The sequence below is a fragment of the Janthinobacterium goodfellowi genome (assembly GCF_051380695.1).
Taxonomy (GTDB): Bacteria; Pseudomonadota; Gammaproteobacteria; order Burkholderiales; family Burkholderiaceae_D; genus Janthinobacterium.
Map to the genome: position 1 here is coordinate 117,798 of NZ_JBNYXN010000006.1, position 13,274 is coordinate 131,071.

10 protein-coding genes are annotated in these 13,274 nt (G+C 65.8%); 4 read left to right on the plus strand and 6 right to left on the minus strand.

What is annotated here, in order from left to right:
• Positions 1 to 3: 3 nt before the first annotated feature.
• The 3 genes from ACQ4WQ_RS21685 to ACQ4WQ_RS21695 are packed head-to-tail and all read right to left on the minus strand — an operon-like array spanning position 4 to position 5,222.
• On the minus strand, positions 4 to 2,580 hold the full coding sequence (locus tag ACQ4WQ_RS21685; protein WP_436499916.1) for an EAL domain-containing protein: 2,577 nt from the start codon (positions 2,578 to 2,580) through the stop codon (positions 4 to 6).
• A complete protein-coding gene (locus ACQ4WQ_RS21690; RefSeq protein ID WP_436499918.1) occupies positions 2,577 to 4,607 on the minus strand; it encodes a sensor histidine kinase, YfiR-like protein-associated in 2,031 nt (676 codons plus the stop codon). Before ACQ4WQ_RS21690 ends, ACQ4WQ_RS21685 begins: the two co-directional genes overlap by 4 nt.
• Positions 4,608 to 5,222, minus strand: coding sequence for a TOL_0243 family YfiR-like periplasmic protein (locus ACQ4WQ_RS21695; protein WP_436499920.1), 615 nt, complete (start codon positions 5,220 to 5,222; stop codon positions 4,608 to 4,610). It lies immediately after the preceding gene.
• A 223-nt stretch (positions 5,223 to 5,445) separates the two neighbouring features.
• On the opposite strand from ACQ4WQ_RS21695, the gene ACQ4WQ_RS21700 reads away from it, so the two are divergent.
• Positions 5,446 to 5,928 (plus strand): CinA family protein, encoded by a 483-nt coding sequence (locus ACQ4WQ_RS21700; RefSeq protein WP_326458712.1) that lies wholly within the window; start codon positions 5,446 to 5,448, stop codon positions 5,926 to 5,928.
• On the opposite strand, the gene ACQ4WQ_RS21705 is transcribed toward ACQ4WQ_RS21700, so the two are convergent.
• Positions 5,918 to 7,690, minus strand: a complete 1,773-nt coding sequence (locus ACQ4WQ_RS21705; protein WP_436499922.1) for a diguanylate cyclase — start codon at positions 7,688 to 7,690, stop codon at positions 5,918 to 5,920. The two genes, ACQ4WQ_RS21700 and ACQ4WQ_RS21705, sit on opposite strands and share 11 nt — an antisense overlap.
• 212 nt (positions 7,691 to 7,902) lie before the next feature.
• Here ACQ4WQ_RS21705 and ACQ4WQ_RS21710 point away from each other — a divergent pair, with 212 nt between their 5' ends.
• From ACQ4WQ_RS21710 to ACQ4WQ_RS21720, 3 genes are all read left to right on the plus strand, one after another.
• Positions 7,903 to 8,631 (plus strand): P-loop NTPase family protein, encoded by a 729-nt coding sequence (locus tag ACQ4WQ_RS21710; protein WP_166446423.1) that lies wholly within the window; start codon positions 7,903 to 7,905, stop codon positions 8,629 to 8,631.
• Positions 8,632 to 8,985 (plus strand): conjugal transfer transcriptional regulator TraM, encoded by a 354-nt coding sequence (gene traM, locus ACQ4WQ_RS21715; RefSeq protein WP_436499924.1) that lies wholly within the window; start codon positions 8,632 to 8,634, stop codon positions 8,983 to 8,985. It begins immediately after the preceding gene.
• A gap of 66 nt (positions 8,986 to 9,051) precedes the next feature.
• A complete protein-coding gene (locus tag ACQ4WQ_RS21720; protein ID WP_436499926.1) occupies positions 9,052 to 11,874 on the plus strand; it encodes a M16 family metallopeptidase in 2,823 nt (940 codons plus the stop codon).
• Positions 11,875 to 11,877: 3 nt separating this feature from the next.
• Here ACQ4WQ_RS21720 and ACQ4WQ_RS21725 read toward each other — a convergent pair whose 3' ends face one another.
• The gene (locus ACQ4WQ_RS21725; RefSeq protein ID WP_230501879.1) at positions 11,878 to 12,279 is read right to left on the minus strand and encodes a ribosomal maturation YjgA family protein; all 402 of its coding nucleotides are present in this window, start codon (positions 12,277 to 12,279) and stop codon (positions 11,878 to 11,880) included.
• Between the two features lie 89 nt (positions 12,280 to 12,368).
• Positions 12,369 to 13,274: a LysR family transcriptional regulator gene (locus tag ACQ4WQ_RS21730; protein WP_436499928.1), complete on the minus strand. Its 906-nt coding sequence runs from the start codon at positions 13,272 to 13,274 to the stop codon at positions 12,369 to 12,371.

The window sequence follows — 13,274 nt, forward strand, 5'->3', positions numbered from 1 at the left end:
CTTCTAGCGCACCGACACGCGCGCCAGCCCCGGCTGGTTCACCATCCAGTAATGCTGGAAGGCCAGGCGGATATTGTCGCGCAGCTGCGTGTCGTCCCACGGTTTCGTGTAAAAACGGTAGATGGCACCGCGGTTGATCGAGTCGAGCACCGCTTCCAGGCCCGTGTAGCCGGACAGGATGATGCGGATGGTTTCCGGGTACAGCTCCTTCACTTTACTGAGGAATTCCGTGCCGCTCATGCTGGGCATGCGCTGGTCGCAGACGATGACGTGGACCCTGTGCAGGGCCAGCATCTCGAATCCTTCGGCCGGCGTGCTGGCCGTGAGGATCTGGTAGCCCTCGGGACGGAACAGGCGGTGCAGCGAGGACAGCACGTTGACGTCGTCGTCGACGATGAGCAGGGTTTGCGCCGGCTGGGCGGCCGGGTCGTGGCCGGGCGGCAGGCCCGCGCCGGCCGTGATCATCTGCCCCAGTTCCAGCGCCGGCAAGGCGCGGCTGAAATAAAAGCCCTGGATTTCGTCGCAGCGGTTGCGCCGCAGGTATTCGAGCTGCGGGCGCGATTCCACGCCCTCGGCCACCACGCTCAGCTTCAGGCTGTGCGCCATGCTGACGATGGCCAGCGCGATGGCCGCGTCGTTCGGGTTGCTGGTGATGTTGCGCACGAAGGCGATGTCGATTTTCAGCTTGTCGATGGGGAAGCGCTGCAGATACGCGAGGCTCGAGTAACCGGTGCCGAAATCGTCGATGGCCACCTTCACGCCGATTTTTTTCAGCTTGCCCAGCACGACGATGGTGCGCTCGGCGTTCGACATCAGCGCCGTTTCCGTCAGTTCCAGTTCCAGCAGCTCCGGCGCCACGTTGTACTGCGCCAGCGCGCGCGTCACTTCGCCTTCCAGGTCGCCTTCGGCAAACTGGCGGCTCGACACGTTCACGGCCACGTGCACGGGGCCCACTTCGCTGTCGCGCCATTCTGCGATCTGGCGGCAGGCGGCCTGGATCACCCAGGCGCCCACGCGCACGATCAGGCCCGTGTCTTCCAGCACGGGCACGAATTCGGCCGGCGCCACCAGGCCGTAGCCGGGACGGCGCCAGCGCAGCAGCGCCTCCACGCCGCTGATGCGGCCCGTGCGCAAATCCACCTTCGGCTGGTAGTACAAAATGAACTGCTCGTGTTCGAGCGCATGGCGCAGCGCCAGTTCCAGGTCCAGGCGCGCCAGCACCTGCACGTTCATGCCGGCCGTGAAAAAGCGGTAGCCGTCGCGGCCCGCCTGCTTGGCGCCGCCCATGGCCGTATTCGCGTATTTGATCAGGGTTTCCGGGTCGGTGGCGTCGTCCGGATACATGGCGATGCCGATGCTGGCCGTCAGGGTGGCCGCGTGGCCGCGCAAGTCGAACGGCGCCCTCAAGGCTTCGCGCACCTGGTTAGCCACGGCCACGGCTTCCTGCTGGTTGCGGCTCATGGTCAGGATCAGCGCGAATTCGTCGTTGCCCAGGCGCCCTACCGTGTCGCGCAGGCGCACGCATTCGACCAGGCGGTTGCTGAACTGGCGCAGCAGTTCGTCGCCCAGCGCCGCGCCCAGGGTGTCGTTGATGCTTTTGAAGCGGTCCAGCGCGATGAACAGCACCACGATACGCCAGCTTTTTTCCTGCGCCAGTTCGACGGCCTGGGCCAGCGTCTGGTAAAACAGGCTGCGGTTCGGCAGGCCCGTCAAGCCATCGTAATGGGCCAGGTGCTTCAGGCGCTCCTGTGCCTGGCGCCGCTCGCTGATGTCGCGCGCCACGGCGATCAGCAGCAGGCCGCCCGCAGCCTGCCCGCCCATCACGGGCGCCTGCGCATACCAGTGCCAGCCCAGTTCCACGGGCACCAGGCTCAGGTCGCGCCGCACCAGTTCGCATTCCGTCACTTCCGTGGCCAGGTGGGCCGGGCCGCCCGGCAGCGCGGCCAGAGGCGGGGCCGGCGGCGACGGCAGCAGGCTGCCGGGCGCCAGCGCCAGCAGTTCGGTGCGCGCATAGCCGAGCAGGCGGCATGCGCCGTCGTTGACGTCGACCAGGGTCATGCCCAGCACGTCGACGAGGAAGATGGCGTCCGTGGTGGCGTCCATGGCGCCGCGAAAGCGCTGCAGTTCGGCCGTGCGCTGGCCCACCGTGCGTTCGAGCAGGGTGTTGTAGTGACGCGCGGCGCGGTGCAGCAGCCGCACTTCGAGCATGTTGCGGATGCGCGTGAGCACCTCGAGCGCGTCGAAGGGCTTGCTGATGAAGTCGCGCGCGCCCGCTTCCAGCGCCGCCAGCTTGGCGTCCGGGTCGGCGGCGATCACCAGCACGGGCAGATAGCCTTCCAGTTCCAGCGGGCGCAAGGCATCCATCACGGCATAGCCGCTCATGCCGGGCATCACTAGGTCGAGGATGATCAGGTCGAACTGGTGGCGCTGGTGCAGGCCGGCCACGGCGCGCGCATCGAGGGTGCTGGTGATGGCCGTGTAGCCGCCGCTGTGCAGCAAATGCTCGAGCAGGCGCAGATTGACGTCCTGGTCGTCGACGACGAGGATTTTCGCCGCATAGATATCGGCCTGGCTGATCATGGCGCGCCTGTTCCCTTCTGCCGGCGCTGCTGCGCCACATAGGCCAGGGTGCTGTTGATCGCCTCGGTAAATTCATCGAGGTTGATCGGCTTGGTCAGATAGCGGTAAAAGCCCAGCGCCATGCTGCGCTCGACGTCGCCCGGCATGGCGTTGGCCGTCAGGGCGATGACGGGAATATGCGCCGTGCGGGGATCGGCGCGCAGCAGCTTCAGCGCGTCCGTGCCATTCACGTGCGGCAGGTTGATGTCCATCAGGATCAGCTGCGGCAGGTGCGTGCGCGCCATTTCCACGCCCAGGCGGCCATCCGTGGCCGTCAGCAGGCGCAATTGCGGGCAGTAGCGGACGATTTCCTCGACCAGGGTCAGGTTGGCGGGATTGTCTTCCACGTACAGCAGGGTCACGGGGGCGCTGTGCTCGAGCAGCGCGCCGGCCAGGTCCGGCCGTGGCAAGGCCAGCAGGTCGGGCGCGGGCACGGCGTCGACCACGCGCAGCTCGATCCAGAACGTGCTGCCTTCGCCGGGCGCGCTGGTCACGCCGATGCTGCCATCCATCAGCTCCACCAGGCGCTTGGTGACCACCAGGCCGATGCCGCTGCCTTCTTCCGTGCCGCCCTCCTGCCCCAGCCGGTTGAAGGGCTGGAACAGCAGCGCCACCTGTTCGCCGTCGAGGCCTATGCCCGTGTCGCGCACGCTGATGCGCACCCGTCCGGCCGCCTGCGGCGCGCAATCGATGGTCACCCGCCCCTGTTCGCGGTTGTACTTGAGCGCATTCGACAGCAGGTTCAACAGAATCTGCTTGAGGCGCGTGCGGTCGGCCAGCACGTTCAGGGGGCAGGCGTCGGGGAAGGTCATGCCGATGCCGCGCTGGCTGGCCAGCGGCGCGATCATGTCGCGGCATTCCTGCAAGATGGCGTCCAGGGCCACCGGTTCGAGCGACAGGCTGACCGTGCCCGATTCCACCTTCGCCAGGTCGAGGATTTCATTGATCAAGGTCAGCAGGTGGCGCCCCGATTTCAGGATATGGCCGGCGAACTCCTTCTTTTGCTCCAGGGTCGACGGCAGGCGGTCGGAACTGAGGATTTGCGCGAAGCCCAGGATGGCGTTCAGGGGCGTGCGCAATTCATGGCTCATCGACGACAGGAAGGCCGACTTGGCATAGTTGGCGCTGCGCGCCTCTTCCATCGCCATGGCCAGTTCGCCATTCGTCATTTCCAGCTGCATCGTGCGCTCGTGCACGCGCACTTCCAGTTCCTGGTTCAGGCGCATGACTTCCTGCTGCGCCTGGGTGCGCTGCTCGCCCTCGCGCGCCAGCTCGCCGTTCGAGCGCTCCAGCGCCTGCGTGCGCAGCTCGATCTCGGCCAGCATCTTGTTGAAGGAATCGACCAACTGCGCCACTTCGTCGACGCTGAGCTTGCGCGCGCGGCGCGAGTAGTCGCCCGTCTCGATCACTTCGCGCGCCACGTCGGCGATATCGAGGATGGGCTGCGTGATGACGAAATCGAGGCGGCGCAGCAGCAGCAAGGCCACCAGCAGCGCCAGCACCGTCACGCCCAGCGCGATGGCCAGGTAATCGGCCGTGCGGCCGGCCAGCTCGTAATCGGCGCGCAGATACACGGTGCCCAGCAGCTCGCCATTGTCGACGATGGGCTTGAACAGCTCCACCGAGTTGCCCTGGATGGTTTCGCCTTCCTTGCCCACCTTCGCCGGCAGCTCGCCCACGTGCTCGTTCGCGCGGTAACTGGCGAACAGGCTGCCGTCGGCCTTGTACAGGGCGCCGGCCGTCACGCGCGGGCGGATGCGCATCAGGTTGAGGTTTTCCAGCGCCAGGCGCTCGTCGTCGAAGGCCAGCGCGGCCGAACTCATGTGTCCAAGCAGTTCGGCCTGGGTACTGATGTCGGCCACCAGGTTGCGGTGGTAGGCGCGCAAGTCGTAGGCGACGATGGTGCCCAGGGAAATGACGAGCGCCACCAGGGTGGTCAGCAAGACCACCGACATCAGTTTGTGGCGGATGGAGCGCAGTCGTATCATCTAGGCGCCTCCCGTCTGCACGCGATAGGCGGCCAGCAGCATGCGCGCGCTGATGCGGATATGCGCCTGCGCCACGGGTTTCAGGGCCACGTCGAAGCGCACCTTGTCTTCGGCCATCACAAAATTGATCATGCTGCCCATCGCGTAGACCTCATCCGAATCGGACACCGTCAGCAGCGCCAGGCTACGGCTGGCGGCCAGCATTTCCTGCAGCGCCGATTTATCCAGCGCGCCCAGGTACAGCACGTGCAGCCCGGCCAGCGCGTCGCCGCGGCGCACTTTTTTCACCTGCACGGCGCGGCCGTTGACGCTGTGCCCGGCCACGCTCAGTTCAAGCTGCTCGGCCAGCGCGTCGGCGCCCGCCACGCCGATCACCAGCGGAGAGTCGGGCCGGACAAAGCTGCCGTCGGGCCACTCGACATAGCCGGCAAACTTGTACAGATACGCGGCCTTGACCTGGCGCTCCAGGTCGCCCGGCACTTGCGCCCGCGCCTCGGCGCACAGCGTGCCCAGGAGCAGCAATAGCCAGCCCCAGCGAAGGGAGCGATGGCCGCCGCGCACGGGGCGGCGCAGGGGGCCAGGATGACGCCACCAGGTCCAGTTCAGAATTGCCATGACAACCGAGTAAAGATAATGCATACGAAGGCGCGGCACCATGCCGCTTGCCTGTTCGAGCGATGCGCACCAGGGTAGCGCAGCGACAGAGCGCCTGCCGGCCCGAAGTGGTAGCAAATGTATAAAAGAGTGTACGCATTTTCGCTGTGACCGGGGAAAGTTTCTTTTACCGTGGGCCATGCTACAGTCTTGCCACCATTTTCACCGCATGCAGGAGTCAACCATGAGCAACGCACTCGTCCCCCTCTCCACCGCGGTCGGCCTGGCCTTGCAGGCGAAAGGCCTGCTGCTGGCCACGGCCGAATCGTGCACGGGCGGCGGCGTGGCGCAAGCCGTCACCGATATCTCAGGCTCGAGCGCCTGGTTCGAACGGGGCTTCGTCACCTATTCCAATGGCGCCAAGAGCGGCATGCTGGGCGTGCCCGCCGAGCTGATCGCCGCGCACGGCGCCGTCAGCGAGGAAGTGGCCGCCGCCATGGCGCAAGGCACCCTGGCCCACAGCGAGGCCCAGGTGGCCGTCTCGACCACGGGCATCGCCGGCCCCACGGGCGGCGTGCCGGGCAAGCCCGTCGGCACCGTCTGCTTCGGCTGGGCCATGGACGGACGCGTGCAGACGCAGCGGCTGGTGTTCGCCGGCGACCGCCAGGCCGTGCGCGAGCAGGCGGTGGCGCACGCCCTGCGCGAACTGCTGCGTTTTATCCAGTAGCGTCGGCGATGCAGGCGCGGTCGCGTCCCGCCTGCTTGGCCGCGTACAGGGCGCTGTCGGCGCGCATCAGCAATTCGTGGCGGCCGGCGCCGTGGCGCGGATATTCGGCGATGCCGGCGGAAAAGGTGCAGCCGGACAGGCTGTGCGGCGCCTGCTGGATCAGCAGCTGGCGGTAGCGGGCGGCGATATCGTCGATCTTGTGCGCGGCGATGACGCTGTCGGCCTCGCGCAACAGCAGGCAGAATTCCTCGCCGCCATAGCGGCACACCATGTCGCTGCCGCGCAGCTGACCTTCCACCAGGCGCGCGAACTGGATCAGCACTTCGTCGCCAAAGTTGTGCCCATAGGTGTCGTTGACGCGCTTAAAGAAATCCAGGTCGATGATGGCGATGGCCACGGGCGCATCCGCATCGGCCTCATGCAGGATGGCATTGAGACAGGTTTCAAAATGGCGGCGGTTGTACAGTCCCGTCAGGTGGTCGCGCATGGCCTGTTCCTTCAGGCTGTCCTGCAAGGAATTGACATGCAGGATCTGGTGCGCCAGTTCGCGGTTCAGGTGCTCGAGCTTGACGTTTTCCGATTCGCGCGCCGCCTGCAGCTCCAGCGCCTTGTCGCGCTCGGCCTTCAGGCTGTGCATTTCCTTTTCCAGGTTGCGCATCAGGCTGCGCGAGGCGCGCGCCGACTTGCTGCTGGCCTCGTACGCGGCCTGGTATTGCTGCAGGAAACCGTACGCGGCCTGCCATTCGCCCAGCTGGGCATTGATATCGGAGAGCCCACGCAGGATCTGCTGCTGGTGGAACGGATTGCGCGTCCAGCTCAGCAGGCTGTGCGCCTGCGTCAGCGAGGCCAGCGCCTGCGCCGTCTGTCCCGCGTGCAAGTCCAGCTTGCCGCGCACCAGCCACGCATGCATCTGCTCTTCCAGGTCCTGGCCGCGGCGCGCATAGTCTTCCGCCCGCAGCAGCAATTGCAAGGCGCTCTCGGGCTGGCGCAGCAGGATGGCGGCGTGGGCGGCAATGCAGAACAAAAAGGCGCGCACGGCCAGGTCTTCTTCCGGCCACTCGTAAAACGGCTCGACCAGCGCCAGCGCTTCGGCCGGCTTGCCGGTAGCTAATAAACACATGGCAAGGTTGGCCGAAACGATGGTTTGCTGGTATTTGAGCTTTTGCGTGCCGATGATCTCGAGCGCCTCGACCAGCAGGGGAATGGCGTCTTCATCGTTGCCCAGGTCATGCTGCGACGACGCCAGGTTCGACAGGCTGTTGACCCGGTGCGCGGGGCTGCCGAAACGCTCGGCGATGTCGAGCGCCAGCAGGAAATTGCGCGGGCCGTCCTGCGTATCGCCACGGTTCAGGGCATCGACGCCCAGGCGCGCGTACAGCATGAACTTGTGCAGCGAGTCGGGGATCTGCGCGGCCTGGCTGCGCGCCTGCAGGAAATGCTGCTCGGCATCGGCAAAGTCGCCGCGCCGGCTCGCGTATGCGCCCCGCAGGGCCGCCACCTCCATGCCCCCTTCCAGGTCGCCGCTGTGCTGGAAATACGCGCGCAGGCGCTCGCACGACGGTTCGGCCTCGCCCGCGTAATACGCGAGCCAGCAATGATTCAGTTCCGCATAGGCGCCGCCGCGCGCATACTGTTGTCGTTGCGCCGCCGCCAGCGCCATCTGCGCCAGCCGGCGTGCCTGGCGGCGGTTGCCGACCAGGCAAGACAGGGCTTGCTGATTCAAACGGTCAATGTCGGCTTTATCGAGACTGGAGATCGGCACTGCGTCCTCGTTCACACTCTGGGGTGCATTTTTCACACAAAACTTGCTCTGTATCAATGGTATCCTGATTAACATCATAACCAGATTCGCTCCCGCGCATGGCATCTTTGCAAAGGATTGTGGTAAAAATGCCAGTCGTGGCCTGGCCGGGCGCCATCGCCGCTGTCACGGATCTTTGATTGTCACTGACGCAACAACTTGGAGTAGTCGCAATGCAAAACACGGTACATTTCATCCTGCAGGGCAAGGGCGGCATCGGCAAAACCCTCGTCTCGACCCTGCTGGCCCAGTGGATAGGCGGCAAGGACGACACGCCTTTGCGCTGTTATGACACCGACCAGGAAAACGCCACCTTCTCGCGCTACAAGGCGATGAACGTCAAGCATGTGCCCGTGATGACGGATGCGCGCAACATCGACCCGAAACGCTTCGACGCGCTGATGATCGACATCCTCGACACGGACGGCAACTGCGTGGTCGACAATGGCGCGAACACGTTTTCGCCGCTGATGGGCTACCTGCTGGAAAACGACTGTTTCTCTCTGCTGGAAGAATCGGGCCGCAAGGTGTACATCCACACCATCGTCGGCGGCGGCGACACCCTGCACGACACGGCCACGGGTTTTGTCGCCACGGCACAGTCAACGAAGGTGCCGCTGGTGCTGTGGCAAAACGAACACTTCGGCCTGCTGCAATCGGCGTCCGGCAAGCAGTTCGTCGAGTCGCAATCGTATGCCGACAACCGCGCGCGCGTGAAAGGCAGCATCACCTTGAGCCAGCGCAACCCCGACACCTTCGGCGCCGACGTCAAGAAAATGAACACGGCGCGCCTGACGATGCAGGAAGTGCTGCAGAACGACAAGTTCAACATCATGGAAAAGCAGCGCATCAAGGTCGTCTACCGCGATATCTTCGAACAGCTCGACAAGGTGCAGTGGTAGATGGACCGGCACACACTGCGCAGCCACGTGTTCGACAAGACGGGCATCAAGGTCGACGTCGATGATCCGATATTCGCCCTGGTGGCGCTGAACGAAGCCGTGCTGGCGGAAACCGTCGAGCGCCAGCTGGCCCTGCTGGACGCCGCCACCCAGGCGCTGGCTGCGCAGGCGCGCGCCACGGGCGGCTTGCCGCCCGAACCGGGCGCTGCCATGCCCCAGCCCGTGCCGCAAGCGCCCGGGCCCGCCCCCCTTTTTACGCCGCGCGAATGGCGTTTGCTGGGCGCGGCGGCCATCGTCTCGCTCGCCTGCGCGCTGATGGTGCTGGGCGGCGCGGCCCTGCTGTATCAACCGTAGCACCGTCGCGCTGGGCCAGCCCCGAGCGGGCCGCAGCGTCTTCCCCACCCTAGCCTGGAAGCATGCATGAAACCGATCAAATTGCTGGCCATTCCCGCCCTGATGCTGTCGCTGTACGGCGCCCCGCTCACGCTCGCCCACGCCGCCGGCGCCGCTGCCGCGACGGCAGCCACGGCAGCCACGGCCGTGCCCAATGTCGCCTACGAAAAATACACCTTGCCGAACGGTCTCGACGTGATCCTCGTGGAAGACCATAAATTGCCCGTCACGGCCGTCAACATCTGGTACCACGTGGGGCCGGCGAATGAAGCGCCGGGGCTGACGGGCTTCGCGCACCTGTTCGAACACATGATGTTCGCCGCCACCAAGCACGTGCCGCGCGGCATGGCCGACCAGTTGCTCGAAGGCGCGGGCGCCACCGATTCGAACGGCAGCACGGATTTCGACCGCACCAATTATTTCGACACGGTGCCGTCGAACCAGCTGGAACTGGCCCTGTGGGCCCATTCCGACCGCATGGGCTATCTGCTGGACGTGCTCGATCAGACGGCGCTGACGAACCAGCAGGACGTGGTGCGCAACGAGCGCCGCCAGAGCGTGGAAAACGCGCCCTACGGCATCGTGCAGGAAGCGCTGTACCACCAGCTGTTTCCGAAGACCCATCCGTATTACGCCAGCGTCATCGGTTCGCACGCGGACATCCAGAACGCGAAACTGGCCGACATCAAGGAATTCTTCACCAAATACTATGGTCCCAACAATGCCAGCCTGGTGATCGCGGGCGACATCGACAAGGCCAAGACCAAGGAGCTGGTCAACAAATACTTCGGCAGCTTCAAGAGCGGCCCCGCCGTGGCCAAGCCCGACGTCGTGACGCCGCCCATCACGCAGGAGCGCCGCCTGGTGGTGCAGGACCGGGTCGAACTGCCGCGCGTCTTCATGGCCTGGCTGACGCCGTCCGCCTACGCCAAGGACGATGCGGAACTGTCGATGGCCGCGCAAATCCTGGCGGGCGGCAAGTCCAGCCGTTTATATAAATCGCTCGTGTACGACAAGCAGATCGCGCAGGACGTGGGCGCCAACCAGAGCTCGAACGCCCTCACCTCCGTGTTTACCCTCGACGTGACGGCCCGCCCCGGCCATCAGCCCGAGGAAATCGAGCAAGCCATGCAGGCGGAACTGGAACAGTTGCGCGCCCAGGGGCCCAGCGAGAAGGAACTCGAGCGGGCCCGCAACAGCATCGAGACGAGCATGCTGAGCCAGGTGGAAAAAGTGGGCGGCAATGCCAACATGATGAACCAGTACAACCAGTACCTGGGCGACCCTGGCTACCTGGGCAAGGATATCGAGCGCTACCGTCAGGTGACAGCGGCCGGCGTGCAGCGCGCCGTCGACACCTACCTGAAAAACCAGGCGCGCGTGGTCGTCTACGGCGTGCCGGGCAAGCCGGACCTGGGTCCGGAAGTGGCGACGCCCGCGCCGGGCAAGGTCAAGCCGGCACCGGGCACGGCCATCAACGCGGACGAGCCGTGGCGCAACGCGGTGCCGAAGGCCGGTCCCGCGCCGAAGATCGTGCTGCCGCAAGCGACCTCCTTCACCTTGAGCAACGGCTTGACCGTGATCCACAACTACAACCCGGCCGTGCCACTCGTCTCCAGCCAGCTGGTCATCAAAAGCGGTTCGGGCGCCAATCCGCTGGCGCAGCCGGGCTTGTCGAGCTTCACGGCGCAGTTGCTGCAGGAAGGCACGGCCACGCGCAGCGCGCCGCAGATCGCCGATGACGTGGCGCAGCTGGGCACCTTCCTGGGCACCGGCTCCGGCGCGGATGCCTCGTTCGCCCAGTTGACCTCGCTCAAGTCCACCTTCCCGCAGGCGCTCGACGTGCTGGCCGACGTGGTACAGCACCCGCAATTCCCGCAAGACGAAGTGGAGCGCCAGCGCGCCAGCCGCCTCGGCGAACTGGCGCAGCAGCGCGAAAACGCGGCGGCCGTGGCGGTCCGCGTGGAAGCGGCCGCCCTGTACGGCCCGCAGCATCCGTACGGTTACATCCAGCTGGGCACGGAAGCGGCCCTGAAAGCCACCAGCCGCGCCGACCTGCAGGCGTTCTGGCAGCAGCATTATGTGCCCAACAATGCGGCCCTGATCGTCTCGGGCGACATCGGCGCAGCGGAATTGAAGGCCCTGGCCGAAGCCAAGTTCGGCAGCTGGAAGGCGGGCGCGGTGGCGCCGTCCGTGACGGCGGCGCCGGCCACGACGAAAGCCAGGCTGATCCTCGTCGACAAGCCGGGCGCGCCGCAGACGGCCGTGCGCCTGTCGGCCATCGGCGTGGCCCGCGCGACGCCCGACTATGCGCCGCTGCAAGTGATGAACGCGGCGCTGGGCGGCCTGTTTACTAGCCGCCTGAGCAATAATTTGCGCGAAGAGAAGGGCTACACCTATGGCGTGCGCTCGCACTTCCAGTACCGTAGCCAGCCGGGACCGTTCTCCATCGCGGCCGGCGTGCGCACGGACGTGACGGGCGCGGCCGTGTCGGAAACCTTCAAGGAAATCCGCGCCATGATCGCCAAGCCGTTAAGCGCCAAGGAATTGTCGAATGCGCGCAATTCGCAAGTGCTGTCCTTGCCGGGCCAGTTCGAGACGAATGCCAGCATCAGCAGCAGCATGGCCAACACGTATATCTACGGCTTGGGCCTCGACTACTACGCGACCTTGCCGCAGCGCTTTGCCAGCGTGACGGACAAGCAGGTGCAGCAGGTGGCAAAAAAATACCTGCAGCCGGAAAAGCTGATCGTCATCGGCGTGGGCGACCAGGCGAAGATCGCCCCGCAGTTGAGCAAGCTGAAACTGGCGCCCGTGGAACTACGCGATGCCGAGGGTAACGTGAAGTGAGGACTAGCGGCGCTTGAACAGCGCCGCTTTATCCACCAGCGCCGCGATCGCCACGCCCGCCGTGTAGGCGATCAAATCGCCCCAGCCGAAGGTGGAACCGAGCACCAGATGCCCCAGCGGATGCGCGCGCAGCGCGACGAGCCAGGGCGTCTGGACCAGCTGGCCGAATTCGACGGCAAAGCAGATCAGCAGCGCAGTCAGCGCCAGCTGCCAGGTGCGCATGCGCGTGGCGAAGATGCCCAGCGCAAAGACGATCATCATGGCCCACAGGGCATCGCCCGGATACTTGCCCAGCGCGGCGGGGAGGAATTGGGGATAGGCGCGCGAGGCCAGGCCCAGCGCGATGACAGCCACGGTTGCGCCCACCTGCAGCAGGCGGCGGCGTTCAGGTTTTACCAGGAACATATTTCCATTCAAAGGCACAATACGGGCCGAACCATTGCGGCCCGTCCGATATTGTACTGCGCGGCCGTGTCCGCCTGCAGCCTATCGCATCAAGCCAGGTCCACGTGCTGCGCCAGGAAATCGAGAAAAACGCGCACGCGCGGCGGCACATGCCCGCCCTGCCCCACGAACACGGCATGCACTTCTTCGCTGTCGCCCGGGTTGAACGCTTCCAGCACGGCCTGCAAACGGCCTGCCGCGATATCGGCGCGCACCTGGAAGGCGGCCAGACGCGCCAGTCCCAGCCCCGCCAGCGCCAGTTGCCGCAAGGCTTCGCCATCGCTGGCCTGCGTATTGCCCACGACCGGCACGACGAGGTCGCCGTCGGGCAGGCGCAGCGGCCAGCCAGAGCGGGCGCGCGCGTAATTGGCGTCGAGCAAGTTATGCGACGCGAGATCGGCAGGCAACAGCGGCGTGCCGCGCCGGGCCAGGTAGCTTGGTGCCGCCACGATCGCCATGCGCGTCTGGCCCAGCTTGCGCGCCAGCAAGTTGGAACTTTTCAGGGGACCGGCCCGCACCGCCACGTCCGTGCGCTGCTCGAGGATATCGACGACGGTATCGGTCAGCACGATGTCGAGCGTCACCTCGGGATAGCGTTCAAGGAAGAGCGGCGCCAGCGGCAGCAAAAAATGCTGGCCGAACGGCACGTTCGCATTCACCCTGATCTTGCCGCGCGGGACATCCTGCACGCCCGCGCAGCGCTCCGCCTCGTCCAGCGCCGTCAGCACCTGCGTGCCCCGTTCATACAGGCCGCAGCCCTCGGCCGTCAGCTGCAGCTGGCGCGTGGAGCGGTTCAGCAGGCGCGCGCCCAGGCGCTCTTCCAGCCGAGACACGAGCTTGCTGACGGCCGACGGCGTCATGCCGCAGGCGCGCGCGGCGGCGGAAAAGCCGCCCAGCTCGACCACGCGCACAAACACTTCCAGCTCGCCGGAACGGTTCACTTCCAGTCTGGCCAT

Bases quoted from the DNA above. Each gene is read 5' to 3' on its own strand.
- ACQ4WQ_RS21685 (WP_436499916.1), bottom strand. From the start codon at position 2,580: ATGATCAGCCAGGCCGATATCTATGCGGCGAAAATCCTCGTCGTCGAC.
- ACQ4WQ_RS21690 (WP_436499918.1), bottom strand. From the start codon at position 4,607: ATGATACGACTGCGCTCCATCCGCCACAAACTGATGTCGGTGGTCTTG.
- ACQ4WQ_RS21695 (WP_436499920.1), bottom strand. From the start codon at position 5,222: ATGGCAATTCTGAACTGGACCTGGTGGCGTCATCCTGGCCCCCTGCGC.
- ACQ4WQ_RS21700 (WP_326458712.1), top strand. From the start codon at position 5,446: ATGAGCAACGCACTCGTCCCCCTCTCCACCGCGGTCGGCCTGGCCTTG.
- ACQ4WQ_RS21710 (WP_166446423.1), top strand. From the start codon at position 7,903: ATGCAAAACACGGTACATTTCATCCTGCAGGGCAAGGGCGGCATCGGC.
- traM (WP_436499924.1), top strand. From the start codon at position 8,632: ATGGACCGGCACACACTGCGCAGCCACGTGTTCGACAAGACGGGCATC.
- ACQ4WQ_RS21720 (WP_436499926.1), top strand. From the start codon at position 9,052: ATGAAACCGATCAAATTGCTGGCCATTCCCGCCCTGATGCTGTCGCTG.
- ACQ4WQ_RS21725 (WP_230501879.1), bottom strand. From the start codon at position 12,279: ATGTTCCTGGTAAAACCTGAACGCCGCCGCCTGCTGCAGGTGGGCGCA.
- ACQ4WQ_RS21730 (WP_436499928.1), bottom strand. From the start codon at position 13,274: ATGGCCAGACTGGAAGTGAACCGTTCCGGCGAGCTGGAAGTGTTTGTG.